Origin of the sequence: Paenibacillus doosanensis (genome assembly GCF_025060755.1) — a bacterium.
Lineage (GTDB): Bacteria > Bacillota > Bacilli > Paenibacillales > NBRC-103111 > Paenibacillus_S > Paenibacillus_S doosanensis.
This window is the reverse complement of sequence record NZ_JANYUY010000001.1, coordinates 192,845-206,511: the sequence shown is the minus strand read 5'-3', so window position 1 is coordinate 206,511 and position 13,667 is coordinate 192,845. Positions and strand designations below refer to the sequence as shown.

The 13,667-nt window shown below is 54.3% G+C and carries 10 protein-coding genes; 7 read left to right on the top strand and 3 right to left on the bottom strand.

The genetic code is table 11. The features are described 5' to 3' along the window. The first annotated feature begins 209 nt into the window (after nucleotides 1–209). The 6 genes from N0M98_RS00920 to N0M98_RS00895 all read left to right on the top strand — a co-directional run bounded on the left by N0M98_RS00920 (nucleotide 210) and on the right by N0M98_RS00895 (nucleotide 8,661). Entirely contained in the window at nucleotides 210–1,172 is a 963-nt protein-coding gene (locus tag N0M98_RS00920) for a bile acid:sodium symporter family protein (RefSeq protein WP_249862295.1), read from the top strand. Nucleotides 1,173–1,365: 193 nt separating this feature from the next. Next, entirely contained in the window at nucleotides 1,366–2,619 is a 1,254-nt protein-coding gene (locus tag N0M98_RS00915; RefSeq protein ID WP_249862296.1) for a DUF445 domain-containing protein, read from the top strand. Between the two features lie 136 nt (nucleotides 2,620–2,755). Continuing rightward, the gene (ku, locus tag N0M98_RS00910; protein WP_249862297.1) at nucleotides 2,756–3,625 is read left to right on the top strand and encodes a non-homologous end joining protein Ku; all 870 of its coding nucleotides are present in this window, start codon (nucleotides 2,756–2,758) and stop codon (nucleotides 3,623–3,625) included. A gap of 442 nt (nucleotides 3,626–4,067) precedes the next feature. Next, nucleotides 4,068–5,090 (top strand): response regulator transcription factor, encoded by a 1,023-nt coding sequence (locus N0M98_RS00905; protein ID WP_259616676.1) that lies wholly within the window; start codon nucleotides 4,068–4,070, stop codon nucleotides 5,088–5,090. 1 nt (nucleotide 5,091) lies between these two features. Beyond that, a complete protein-coding gene (locus N0M98_RS00900) occupies nucleotides 5,092–6,957 on the top strand; it encodes a cache domain-containing sensor histidine kinase (protein ID WP_249862299.1) in 1,866 nt (621 codons plus the stop codon). Nucleotides 6,958–7,005: 48 nt separating this feature from the next. Continuing rightward, complete coding sequence (locus N0M98_RS00895; protein ID WP_259616675.1) at nucleotides 7,006–8,661, top strand: extracellular solute-binding protein; 1,656 nt, start codon at nucleotides 7,006–7,008, stop codon at nucleotides 8,659–8,661. A 136-nt stretch (nucleotides 8,662–8,797) separates the two neighbouring features. On the opposite strand, the gene N0M98_RS00890 is transcribed toward N0M98_RS00895, so the two are convergent. Both N0M98_RS00890 and N0M98_RS00885 read right to left on the bottom strand, forming a co-directional pair. Then, nucleotides 8,798–9,646: a sugar phosphate isomerase/epimerase family protein gene (locus N0M98_RS00890; RefSeq protein WP_259616674.1), complete on the bottom strand. Its 849-nt coding sequence runs from the start codon at nucleotides 9,644–9,646 to the stop codon at nucleotides 8,798–8,800. A 41-nt stretch (nucleotides 9,647–9,687) separates the two neighbouring features. Continuing rightward, nucleotides 9,688–10,764 carry a Gfo/Idh/MocA family protein gene (locus N0M98_RS00885; RefSeq protein WP_259616673.1) on the bottom strand — a complete coding sequence of 359 codons (1,077 nt, stop codon included), beginning with the start codon at nucleotides 10,762–10,764 and terminating at the stop codon, nucleotides 9,688–9,690. A 236-nt stretch (nucleotides 10,765–11,000) separates the two neighbouring features. Between N0M98_RS00885 and N0M98_RS00880 the strand changes: the two genes are divergently transcribed. Beyond that, nucleotides 11,001–11,894: an AraC family transcriptional regulator gene (locus N0M98_RS00880; RefSeq protein WP_259616672.1), complete on the top strand. Its 894-nt coding sequence runs from the start codon at nucleotides 11,001–11,003 to the stop codon at nucleotides 11,892–11,894. Nucleotides 11,895–11,962: 68 nt separating this feature from the next. On the opposite strand, the gene N0M98_RS00875 is transcribed toward N0M98_RS00880, so the two are convergent. Further along, nucleotides 11,963–13,561, bottom strand: coding sequence for a sulfatase-like hydrolase/transferase (locus N0M98_RS00875; protein WP_259616671.1), 1,599 nt, complete (start codon nucleotides 13,559–13,561; stop codon nucleotides 11,963–11,965). Between the last annotated feature and the right edge of the window lie 106 nt (nucleotides 13,562–13,667).

Below are 13,667 nucleotides of genomic sequence, written 5' to 3'. Positions count from 1 at the left end.
ACGGTTTGTTTTTTTGCAAGGGGTCAAGCCTTTATTATATTGTTATGGAGCGCGGCGGATTTTAAAAGCGAAAAATAGTCGGCGGTTCTTTCTTGTTTTTCAAAGAGAAAACGAATTATTTGTTCCGGAAATCGCCCTATAGCGGCAATATTATGCTAGAATAAGCTTTAATATGGGACACATTCTGTCTAGACAAAAGAGGGCTGCTAATGTTAATCAAACTGAATAAGGCGTTGGAGAAGATTATGCCGGTGCTGACCCCTGCGGCCGTTGCCGTCGGGCTGCTCTGCGCGACGTGGCTGCACACGTTAAGCTTTCTCGTTCCGTGGATTTTTGCCATTATGACGTTCGCCGGCAGTATAGGTTCGAACTTCCGGGATTTAGGGAAAGTAATGATGCATCCGCTTCCAATTATCGCGACATTTCTTATTTTGCATATCGCCATGCCGATTCTTGGCTGGGCTGCCGGCTCGCTCGTATTTCCGGGGGACGATCTGACGCAGACGGGGTTTGTGCTGCTGTTCGTCATTCCGACCGGAGTCGTCAGCCTTGTCTGGGTAACGATCTATGGCGGCAATATCGCCTTGACGCTGGCGCTTATTTTGCTGGATACGCTGTTGTCGCCGATTATCGTGCCGCTTAGCCTGTCGGTAATCGTCGGAGCCAAGGTCCATTTGGACGTCTTGGCGATGATGAACGGGCTGCTGTGGATGGTTGTAGTGCCTTCCATTGTGGGGATGATTTTGAATCATCTTACCAAAGGCGGCGTGAAGGTCGTATGGGGGCCGAGGCTGGCGCCGTTTACCAAAATCGGCTTGTTTATCGTCGTCGCGATCAACAGCTCGGTTGTAGCGCCTCATTTGCGGGAGATGAATGCCAAGCTGATCGAAATTATCGCGGTCGCCTTTGTCTGCGCCACTGTCGGCTATTTGGCGGGCTGGCTCATATCCCGTGCGATGAAGTGGGATCAGGATGTGACCGTAGCGCTTACGTTCAATTCCGGAATGCGTAATTTGAGCGCGGGCGCGGTGCTCGCCATCAGCTTCTTTCCTCCGCCGGTCGTTCTCCCGGTTATTGCCGGCATGCTGTTCCAGCAGCTGCTTGCCGCGTTGTACGGGTATAATTTGAATAAGAAATACCGTTTGAAAAATCAGCCGTCGCAAGCGGCGTAAACGTTGGATGAGCGGGCAGCCCCCGACGGGGCTGCCTTTTCGCATGCCGGGCGGCATGACGAAATTGCCGCATTTTTAAGCGTGCCGATAAAATAAATGGCAATCATTTGATTTTTTTGCCCGGACATGTTCTATAATAGAGAAAACAGATATTGCCGAGCTTTCGGCTTCTTAGAAAAGGGAGAATTGACAAGTGAGTGGAAATTCCAAACATACGGCATCCGTATCGCTCGGAGTCATGGCTGCGGGCTTCGCGGGAACTTTATTTTTAGATGGGACGAATCCTTGGATCGGCTTTGCGCAAAGCGGCTTCGAAGCGGGGCTCGTAGGCGGGCTCGCCGACTGGTTTGCGGTTACGGCTTTATTCCGTCACCCTCTCGGAATCCCGATTCCGCATACGGCCTTACTGCCCAAAAATCGCGATAAAGTGTCCAAGGCGTTTATATCGACGATTCAGAACGACTTGCTGAGCAAGCAAAGCATCGTGGACAAGCTGTCGCAGGTTCCGCTCGTCATCAAATTGCTGCGCGGGGCCCAGGAGCAGCTATCCACCGATAGCGCCAAGGCGGGCATCGCCGCCATAAGCGAATTCATTCTGCAGCAGGTTCCGTTGGAGAAGCTCGCCGCTTACGGAGAGCGGGAAATCCGCAAGCTGGTCGAATCGCTGGACACGCGCAGCATCGTCAATGCTTTGCTGGAACAGGTGTATTCGAGACGATACGACGAGAAGGTTTTCGATTTCGTGCTCGATCTGGCGGAGCAGCTTGTCATGAAGGAAGAGATCCGCAACCGGATGGGAGCGATGGCCGCGCAAGCGTTAACTCATTTGAAGACGAACGGGCTGATGCAGTTCGCGCTGAACGCTTTTGTAGGTTACTTCAACGAGGAGAAGCTCGGCAGCTTAATCCAGCAATTTATATTAAGCGGCATCGAAGGGCTGCGAATGCAGGAGAACACCAACCGCAAGGCGGTGCTGCAATCGCTGCGGTTTTGGCTGGACAATCCGGCGCACCGGGACAATATCGCTTCGGAGCTCGATGCGTGGAAGGAGCAGCTGCTGACGCAGTTTCAGTTGGAGGAGAAGCTGCTTGAGCTGCTGAAGCGGCTGCATGTCCGGGCTTTGGAATGGGTTCGGGAGGATGGCTACGCCGAAGCTTATGTTTTGCCGTTCGCCTCGCGGATCATCCAGCGGATCGAGTCCGATGACGAGCTGCTAAATAAGCTTGAGCTCGGTTTGCGGGAGCAAATCGGCCGCATGATCGAGGCGAATCACCATAAAATCGGAGCGCTGATTCAGGAAAATATCGACCGGTTCGACGACGAAACGCTCATCAACCTTATGGAGGATAAAGTCGGCAAAGATTTGCAGTGGATCAGGGTGAACGGGGCGATCTGCGGGTTTTTGATCGGCCTTGTGCTGGCCGGCGTCAAGCTCGCGATCGGTTAAAACGGCGAGCGGACGCAGGCCGCTCAACATCGGGCTTCCGCTCCGCAGCCGGAAGCCCGATTATAGCAAAGTATAGTTTCTCTATGAAGTGGAGATCATAGTAATAGAATTCACTTCGGATGGAGGTTCTTATGCGATGCATACGATTTGGAAGGGAGCGGTAAGCTTCGGGCTCGTACATATTCCCGTTAAGCTGTACTCCGCGACGGAAGAGAAGGAGATCGCCATGAAGTATGTGCATCGGGACTGCGGCGCCCCTGTGCAAAATGTGCGGCACTGTCCCGCATGTCAAACGGATGTGGAATGGGAGCAGATCATCCGCGGCTATGAGATCGAGAAAAACCGGTTTGTGCTGTTCGAGAAAGAAGAGCTTGACGATCTGCTGCCGGAGACGAATAAAGAGCTTCGGATTGTCCGTTTCGTAGAGCCGTCCGACATCGATCCGGTATATTATCATAAAACCTATTACCTGGGACCGGGCGAGCTCGGGACAAGCGCGTATACGCTGTTCGCCGAAGCGCTGAGAAGCAGCGGAAAAATCGCCATAGGCCAAATCGCGATACGGTCCAAAGTTAGTTTGGCCGCCATCCGCATATGCGACGGATGCTTGGTCATGGAAACGATGTTTTACCCGGATGAAGTTCGGCAGGTGCAGCAGGTGCCGAATATGCCGGAGCAGCAATCTGTCGGAGAGAAGGAACTGGCGATGGCGCAGATGCTTATTTCCCATTTATCGGGGACATTCGATCCGGCTGCTTACCCGAATGAATACCGCCTAAGACTGATCGACGCGATCGAACGTAAAATGGCCGGCGAAGACATTCGCACCGCTCCTCCTGCCGCTTCGCAGAGCGGCATCCTAGATTTGATGAGCGCGCTCCAAGCGAGCCTTGAGGCTGTGACGCCGGCGGAGCCGCCTGCTCCGTCCGGCAAATCCGCCAAGCCGAAAGCGAAGCGGAGGGCCAAACAGGCATCCGACACGGCTGCGGCCGAATCCGCTTCCTAACGGCGATTTTGCTTTTAGCACGGCAACTGAATACGCCTCGCAGCCGAAACCCCACTTTTGTGGGGTTTATTTATTGTTTAGGAAATGATGCGCAGCAATAACCTGAGGATATCCGGGTTCTCCCCCGAAAGTAAAGTCTACTCATAGAACGATCCCAGAGGAAGGGTTAGACGCCGATCCAGCTTAGGCTGGATGCGGACGGAATAAGCTTCAGAGCATCACGTCACTTTTGGCGGATTTGTTCTTGGGGATAAGAGGGTGTCATACCGAGCATCTTTGTAGTAAAATAAGGAAAAGGCAGCCGTTCCGCAAATTTAGTAAGCGCTTTATTGATGTGACCTTTCACGGTTGCATTATAACGAGGTGAAGCGCGTTACAGCAAGATTTGGCATTCGAATGGGTTGACAGCAAACAATTTGACGGAAGGGAAGGGATGGATGTCATGAAGCAAATCCTTGTCGTCGATGACGAGCCGATGATTCGGGCCGGGCTCACGAAGCTGATCAAGCATTACAGCCAGGGGGTACATGCCTATGCCGTGCCGAACGGCGCGGAGGCGGTGGCCGAGATTCGCAAGCAGAAGCCGGATATGGTATTCACGGATATTCGCATGCCGAAAATGGACGGCTTGGAGCTGTGCAGGCACATCGCCGAGATGAACCTGAATATTAGAACCGTCGTTATCTCCGGTTACGGGGATTTTACTTATGCTCAGAAATGTTTGACGTACGGGGTTAAGGAATATTTGCTGAAGCCGGTAACCGAATTGGAGCTGTACCCGGTGCTTGACCGTCTTCTGTATCAGGAGAAAGTGCATTCATTATCGGTATCCGCGTATAGCGAATGGCTGGAGCAGGCGGAAACGGCGATCTGGTCGGCCGATTTCGAGGGCATTGACCGGCTTCTGCTGCGCTGGAGCGGGGATGACTTATGCGGGGCTCTCGACACCGAGCAGCTTGAGCAGACGATAGCCGATGTATTGAAGGCGCTGGTCAAGAAGCTGAATGCCCGCGAGCTATACCAATTTGCCGATACGCCGCCGCCGAAGTCTGCCAAGAACCGGGACGAGCTCTTTAAGCATCTCGAATCGGAGCTGATTCATTGGTGCGGCCAGCTTGCGCAGTGGCGCGGAGGCAATCAGAAGAGCGTGTTCGAGGAAGCGAAATCCTACATCGACGATCATATCGCCGAGGAGATCAGCCTGGAGGCGGTCGCTGAAAGAGTCGGGCTCGCGCCGACGTATTTCAGTTATTTTTTTAAAAAGATGACCAATGAAACGTTCGTTCAATACCGGATGAGAAAGCGGATCGAGATGGCTAAGCGGCTGCTTGAGCTGCCGCATTACAAAATTGTGGATGTGGGAATGGAAATCGGGTACCAGAACTATCCACATTTTTCCAAAATATTCAAGAAAATGACCGGCATTTCCCCGACGGAATATAGACAAATGCTAGGGATCAAATAACATGAAATCCAGCTTGGCCGGAAAAATATTCGTTTATTTTGCCATAGTGATCGCGTTGACCTCCTCCATTATCGGCGTTACGCTGTATCAGCAGTCGTCCAAGGAGCTGGACAGGCAGACGGAGAAGCTATTGACCCAAATTGTCGACAACGCGATGCATCATACGGACTTATATTTAAAAAATTATGAGCGGGCGACCTTATCCGCACTTTCTTCCTCCAGTGTAAAAGAATTTCTGGACACGAACGATAAAAGCTTTTATTCGATGTTCACGCTGCCTTCCCAAATTAAGGAGAAGGTCATTCAGCCGATTTTCATCAATAACCCCGAGATCAGCTTAATGTATTTGGTCGGTTATAACGGGAGCAGCGTATTTGACGTGAACGCCCCGAGCTTGACGGTTAACGACGCGGTCTTATCCGACAGCTTGGACGATCTGAAGGAGATGACCAAGGATGACGGCAGCCTGACGATTATGGATTGGAGCTTCACGAACGGCAATCTTGCGCTGGCTCGCAAAATTTCCGGCAGGCAAACCTCCAAAGCGTTCAAGGGGATTCTCGGCGTCGAACTGAAGATAGAAGAACTGACGACGCTGTGGAAAGGAATTAAGCTCGGGGATACCGGTTATTTCTACATCGTCAACGACCGGGGGCGCATCGTGTACCATCCGTCCTCTTCCAAAATCGGAAAGCAGTTGGAAGGCGAGCTGTATACGCAGCTTCAAGATAATGCGAACCGCTTTTTTATAGACAAGAAAAGCGGGCGGGCCAATTTTAGCCGCCGTTCCGATTATTCCGGGTGGACGCTCGTCGCTTCCTTGCCGGTGAACGAGTTGAGAAAGCCGATCTTGAACATCCGGCAGACAACCCTTATTACCTGCGCATTCGCGCTGATTGTCGCCTTGATACTGGCATACAGGTTCGGCCAGACGATCATTCGGCCCATCCGTCGGCTGGAGAACGGGATGAGGCAGACGGAGAAAGGAAACTGGACCCAGGTGCCGATGACGGGGGATAAGGATGAAATGGATCGTTTGATTCGCAGCTACAACGTCATGGTAGCGCGGTTGGCGGATTTGGTCGATCAAGTTTATGCGGCCGAGTTGAAAAACCAGGAGCATTTGTTGAAACGGCAGGTCGCCGAATTCCAGGCGCTGCAGCTGCAGATCAATCCGCATTTTTTGTATAACACGCTGGAGACGGTGATCTGCTATGCGGTCGTTCAGGATTCGAACGAAATTAAAGATATCGTCCGTTCGCTGTCTTACATGCTGCGCTACTCGGTAAGAGCCGATCTGGAAGAGATCACGGTGGCGAGTGAATTGAAGCATGTGCTGCATTTCATGACCATTATGAATTACCGGTTCGAGAGGGAGTTTGAACTGCAAGTCGACATTCCGCCGGAATATTTGCTTAAAACGATGGTTCGCTTATCGCTGCAGCCGCTCGTTGAAAATGCGTTCAAGCACGCGTTCCCCGATGGCATTGAAGAGCATCATTACGTGCGCATCGGGATGACGGCGGACAACGGCGATTTATTCGTCACGATTACCGATAACGGAATCGGAATCCCGGAGGAGCGGCTGAAGGAGCTTGAGAAGCGGCTTCTCCTGGAGCGTCCGCCCGAGCGAAGCGGCGGCGAAGAGCAGGGGGGCATCGGCCTGTTGAATGTGCACAACCGTATCCGCATGGTATTCGGCGACCGCTACGGCGTTACGGTTCGGGGAGCTGCGGGAGCGGGGACTACGGTGACGCTGCATATGCCGGACAAGCGCCCCGCCCATATTTTGCAGCCGGCGCTGCCCGCTGACGATGGAGGGAAGAACGGCAGGCCGACCCGGCCCCTGGAGGCGTCAACCGGGTAAGGACAGCTTTAGAATGCATTTCATCTTGGAAAAGGGCAGGTAGGTTGCATGCATAGCACAAAAGTAGCATGGCTTGCTCTGGCAGCCGTAACGCTTCTGCTGACAGGCGGCTGCAAGCATGAGGCGGAGCAGCCTGACGACGATAACGCCGCCGTCGCCGTAAGTCCGGCCGGGATATTTCCGATTACGAAGCAGCCGGCCACGATCCGCATCATGGTTATGGATAACAACCGGGTGGACAACTTCGCAACCAATGAATTCAGCAAATGGATCGAAGAGACGACGAACCTGCGCATTGAATGGGAGGTCGTTCCTCCCAAGAGCGCGGAGCAGAAGATGACGCTTGCTTTGGCCAGCGGAGATTATCCGGACGTGTTCCTCGGGCTCAACGTCAATCCGGTGCTGCAGGCGCTGTACGGCAAGGACGGCGTCTTCCTTCCGCTCAACGAGCTGATCGACAAGTACGGGACGGAAACGAAGAGGGTGCTTGAGGAAGCGCCGTATGTCCGCGATATGATAACGACGCCGGACGGCAATATTTACGGGCTTCCGCTGGTGAACGAATGCTACCATTGCACGCAAGGAACGAAGATGTGGATCAATCAAACGTGGCTCGACAAGCTCGGTCTGGCCATGCCGACGACGACCGGGCAATTTTTCGACGTGCTGAAGGCGTTTAAGGAAAAGGACCCTAACGGCAACGGAGAGGCGGACGAGCTTCCGCTCGTCGGGGCTACGAACACGCCGTCGGGCAGCATCGAGTCGTTTTTGATGGAGTCGTTCATAGAGAGCGACAGCAGCCACATGTTCGTAAAGGACGGCAGCATTCATGTCGCATACAACCAGCAGGGCTGGAAGGAGGGGCTTGAATATTTGCATCGGCTGTACGAAGCGGATTTGCTGGCTCCCCAGACGTTTACCCAGGATAGGGTGCAATTGAAGCAGCTTGGAGAGAATCCCAACGATGCGATCATTGGCGCTATACCCGCGCAAAATCCGGCGATTTTCAGCGATATGGATAAGAGCCGCTGGAAGCAGTACGTGACGGTTCCCCCTTTGCAAGGGCCGGGAGGCTGGAGAACGGCGGTATACAATCCGTACGGGGCGGTGACGCAGGGCGCTTTCATCATTACGAACAAGGCGCAGAGCCCGGAGGCGGCGTTTCGTTTGGCGGATTTGCTCTACAGCGGGGAGGCGACCTTCCGGAGCAACGTAGGGCGACCGGATAAGGAATGGAGCTGGGCTGAGGAAGACGACGTCGGAATCGACGGACATCATGCCAGATGGAGACAGCTGAAGCTGCCGGGGATTCCCGGGAAGAAGCAGAACGTTCATTGGTCGCAGACGGGGCCTTCATACCGTTCCAACGAGTGGCGGCTCAGCCAGGCGGCGGACCCGGACAATCCGCTGGAAGTCGTGCTGTATCAGGAAACGAAAAAAAACTACGAGCCTTATCGAATCGAGAAAAACAAGATCGTGCCGCCTTTGTTTTTTACAAGCGATCAAGCGGAGGAGCTGGCTGATTTAAGCAAGCCGATCGACAGGTGCCGCGAGGATTTTTTGACCCGCGCCGTTCTAGGCGATCTCGACATCGAAGCGGAGTGGAACGATTACGTGCAGTCGCTGGAAAAATTGGGACTTAGCCGTTACCTGGAAATTTATCAGGCGGCCTATGACCGCAAGATGGCAGGCAGCGCGAAATAGCGAGAACGCTTCTGGAGATGAGCGAATGCGTGTGGAGAACGAAGAAAGCCCCGGCTCGCGCCGGGGCTTATTACAAGGCTATGTGCAGCTGCGGCGAGCATCAGCTTGCTTACTTGGCCGGCCGCTTCCCGAAGGGTTATTCCAGACCGGCGGCCGCATAAACGCGGCGGAATGCTTCCTGCGAGCGCTTCAGCAGAACGCTGCTCGGCTCGGTGAGCGGCTGCGGCGTCAATATTTCCTGCGCAATCACTCCCCGATAGCCGATCCGGTTCAATGCGCCGAGGAATCCGGCCAGATCGATAACGCCTTCTCCAGGGAACAGCCGGTCGTTATCCAGCACATCCTCTACCGGTACAGCCGGAGCGTCGTTAATATGAACGAGGACGATCCGGGAAGGATCGAGCTGCAATATATCGTCCACGCCCAGCTCGTTAGTATACCAATGATAGCTGTCGAACAGCAGTCCTACGTTATTTTCGCCGATTGCGTCGATCCAGTCCAGCGTCTCCGCAAGTCCCCAGATGAAAGGATTTCTCCAGCGCGTCCGCAAATGATGAGGGCCGACAAATTCCAGCCCGAGCCGGATGCCGTAAGGGGCCAGTATCTGCGCGCATGTGCGCAGCCGGCGCGTAGCCAGCGCCATGAAATGGGCGGCGGAGTAGTCTGTCGACGGCAGCACGTAAGTGCAGCATGCCGTGCAGCCGAGAGCGGCGGCCGCTTCCGCATCCTGGGCCAATCTGGCGAGCCCGGAGCGGAATTCTTCTTCCGTCGTCCGCCATTGCACGGATAGGCCGATCGTACCGATCTGGACGCCGTGTTCTTTCAGAAAAGCCTGCGCTCCGGCCAAGCCTTTGTCCGCTATCCACTGCTCCAGCTCCTTGCCTTCCGCAGCGACAGCCTCGAAGCCGTGCTCGGCGGCGGCTTGTATAAAGGATTCGATGGAGCCTGCCTGGCCGATGCCGGCGCGTGTTACCCCTTTTAACATGGAAATGGCCTCCTCTTAACGGTTGAAATTCGCTTAAAGCGCTACAGATTCCAGTCCAGAATCACTTCATGTCCGGTTTTGGACGATTCGTAGATGGCATCCAAAATGAGATTGTTCGTGAATCCGGTCATAGCCGACGTATCCGGCTGCTTTCCTTCGCGGATGCATTCGATGAAATGGCGGCTCAGCCGGACGCGTCCGCCTTCGTCCTTCTCCGGAGTGACCAGGCTCGTTTCGATAGCACGGTCGAACGTTTCGGTAAGCAGCTTGCCTTGGCCGCCGCGTATGGACGCCCCTCCCTCGGAGCCCATCAAATGAATGAAGTGCTGGCTGTCCGTATCCATATGGACGGCCCAGCTGACTTCCAGCGAAAGCGTGCTCCCGTCCTCCATCTTGATGAGCGCGGTAGCCAAATCCTCTACGTCAAACCGGCCGTCCCAGTTCGGGGTGCCCCAAGTGCCGATCCCGCGTTTGCGCGGTCCGAATTCCGCATAAGCGGAGCCGTATACGGACACCGGCTTAGGATTGCCCATCAGGAAGAAGGCCAGGTCGAGCATATGGACCCCGATGTCGATCAGCGGTCCGCCGCCCGATTGCTCGCGCTGCGTAAACCATGTTCCCCAGCCGGGAATGCCTTTGCGGCGGAACCAGCCTGTTTTGGCGTTATAGATATGTCCCAGCGCCCCCTTATCGACCTGCTCTTTAATTTGCAGAGGAAGCCATTCCCAGCGCATCTGATGAGGGATCATCAGCACCTTGCCGCTCTCGCGCTGCGCTCTGACGATTTCCCGGGCCGAAGGCACGTCGATGGCCATCGGCTTCTCCAGCAGCACATGCTTGCCCGCCTGCAGCGCTTGGACCGCGAGCGGCGCATGCCACTGGTTCGGCACGCCGATGACGACGGCGTCAACGGCCGGATCGGCGATCAGCTCCTCCGCGCTTTGATAGCATTTCGGGATGCCGTACTGGGCGGCCCTTTGCTGCGCCAGCGGATAATACGAGTCCGTTACGGCTTCAATGAAGGCGTCCTCGGGCAGTTGGCCGAACGTTTGAATATGTACGTTGCCGATATTTCCCGCGCCGATAATGCCGAGGCGGATTTGTTCTTTCGAGTTCATGGGTGGACCCTCCTAAGAGTTTTTGCGAAGCAAAAACTTGCTTCGAAAGCGTGGGCTAAGAGTTTTTGCGAAGCAAAAACTTGCTTCGAAAGCGTGGGCTAAGCGTTTTTGCGAAGCAAGCAATAGCAGATTTTGCGCCGGCGCGTTCCTTTTTATAGTAAAATGGAAGCGTATAAAATGCGTCCCATTTTTTACGAACGTTATCCCAATTTTTCAGCAGGAGTGAGATTGATAACATGGCGATCATCCCGAAATATTTGACCCATTACCCGAATATGGATTCGGCCTTTCCGTTTCATCTCAGAATTAACCGGCTGGAGCACGGGTTCGAATCGCACCGGCATGATTTTTTGGAGTTTTCCTATGTTATCGAAGGCCGGGGCTCCGAAATGATTAACGGCGTGGAGCATCCTATGGTGCCGGGCGCCTTTACGCTGGTCATGCCGTACCAGTACCATGAGATCATATCGGAGCCGGGGGCGCCGCTTCGCTTATACAATTGCAACTTCGGCATCCATCTGTATGCTCCGGGGGAGGAGCTGCCGGGGATCGACCCGTATTATACGGAAGAATTGCTGCCCCCTTTTGCGCAGATGGACGAACGGGAGCAAGGGACGATCCGCTCGATACTGGAGGAGATGCGCAGCGAATATGAAGGCGCTGGCTTATGGAAGAATGCCATAATCAAGGCTAAGCTAACGGAAGTGCTGGTCCGGTTCGACCGCTTCCGGCGCAGGGAATGGGGCCGGAGCGGGCAGCGGGCCGCCGCGTGCGCCAAGCTTCAGCTCCAACCCAGAGGCAGCATCTGGCAGGTGATCCGCCATATCCACGACCATTATCAGGACGAGCTGACGTTATCGGGGATGGCCGAGCGGTTTGGATTTAGCGTTCCTTATTTAAGCGAGCTGTTCAAAAAAACAGTCGGACAAAATTTTCTCGCCTTCGTGCACGAGGTGCGCATTCGCCAGGCTTGCGGCCTGTTAATTTCTACGGAGATGAACGTTTCGGATATTGCTATGGAGACCGGCTACGGATCTTACAATACGTTTTCGCGGATTTTCCGCGAAACCAAAGGGATGACGCCGGCGGAATACCGCAAGCTCAGAACCCCGGGGACCAGATCGCCGTAATCTATCTGCTGTATGCTTCAGCATAAGCAAGCCCCGAGGCTCGCTCTCCGGACAAAGAGGGCGGGCGCTCAGGGCTTCTGGTTCGTTACGCTCAGCAGGTAGACTTGCGATTCGGCCAGGACGGTCTCTTTCTCGTCCACGACCTTGACCTGCAGCTCCAGGCTGCCGGGCTTATCGTACATGTTCTTGGGGATTTCGGCCGTTACGGCTTCTTCGGATAGCCATGTCGTAGGCAGCGGCCGACCGTCGGCGAAGACTATCGTACCGATGCCGAATTTGCCGCCGCGGACCGTAACGGAGGCCGATTTCCTCAGATCCGGCAGCTTGCCGTCCCCCGCTCGGATCGATGCGGGACTTACGGAGGCGATCGACGGTGCGCCATATCCCATCGTATAATTGGCATCATTCGCGGGAGCCGCGCTTTCGTCCGGCGCTTGTTCGTCCAAAGCGAGAATTTGCCGCTGCCTGGCTTCATACTCCGCCAAATCCGCCTCGCGGATATTCATAGCTTCATAATAAGACTTCGGCGGAATGATCGGAACGCGCTTGTATAAGTCGTATAAAAAGTCCGTATACCCGCTGCCGGCAAGCTTGGCCAAATGAAGCACGTACGGCCCGAGAAACGAAGGGCTCATATGCAGCGTTTCCTTATTTTGCGGCAAATAATTGTTCCAAACGAGTACGGGCGTGCTGTACATTTTGTCCAGAAAATCCGGATCGTCCTCGCCCGATATGTACCGGCTTTCGCGGTAGACGAAATAATCTTTTTCCAGAAAAGGCAAATGATCGCCGAAGAAGACGATAATCGTCGGTTCCTTCACGCGGCTGTAGTGCTCAACCAGCTCATGCAGCATGGCGTCCGCTCCGCTGGCTCCCTGAGCATAAGTCTCCAAGATGGCCAACGCTTCTGAGGACATATTGCCGTTCGTATCTTTGATGTCGATGGTATTGCTTTTAAACTTGTTGGCAAAGTAATGGTAGTGATTTTCCATCGTATTGGCAAAAATAAAATCGGGCCCTTCGCTCAGCGAGCTTTGCTCAATGATCCGTTTGGCTACGGCGTGATCGCCGATATACGGTCCCACATATTCGTTCGGGTTGAAAAATTCAAAGCTGATAAACCGCGAGAAACCGAAATGCCGGTATACGTTGCGGCTGTCGAAATACCAATTGTAGAACGGGCTTATGACCGTTGATGTATATTGCCGGCGGCCCAGGATACTAGCCAGCGAGTCGACGTCCTTCTTAATAAATTGCTCGTAGGCGATAGAGCCTTCAGGCAGAAAACGCATGGAATTGCCGGTCAGTACTTCGAGCTCGACATTGGCGGTGCCGCCGCCGAATTGGGGGGACAGCAGCCGGCCGTTCGTATATTTTTCCTGGAGGGCGTGGAACGTAGGGATCGGGTCCCGGCTGAAGCTGAGCCCTTCGATGACCGTAGGGTCCCAGAACGCTTCGCTGAGGACGACGATCACATTGGGATCACGGCTTAACTGCTCGCGGCTCCAGTCTTCCGTCGATATTTCCAGCTGCAGCGGCTTGCGGGGAGCGGGTTCCTCGGGTTCCTCCCAAGGGGAGGAGCTGCGCAGCACGGCGAGCAGTCCGGCGGCTGCAATCAATGCGGTCCACCTGGCCCAGGGAGGATAGCGGCGTAAGTTGAATGACATAAAGGCATGGCTCCTATTCCAACCAAATTGATCCTATTATAGCATGAACGAGGCAGGCGATACATCAAAATTGAAAGCGATGCCAAGATTCATTTTCAATCAAAAA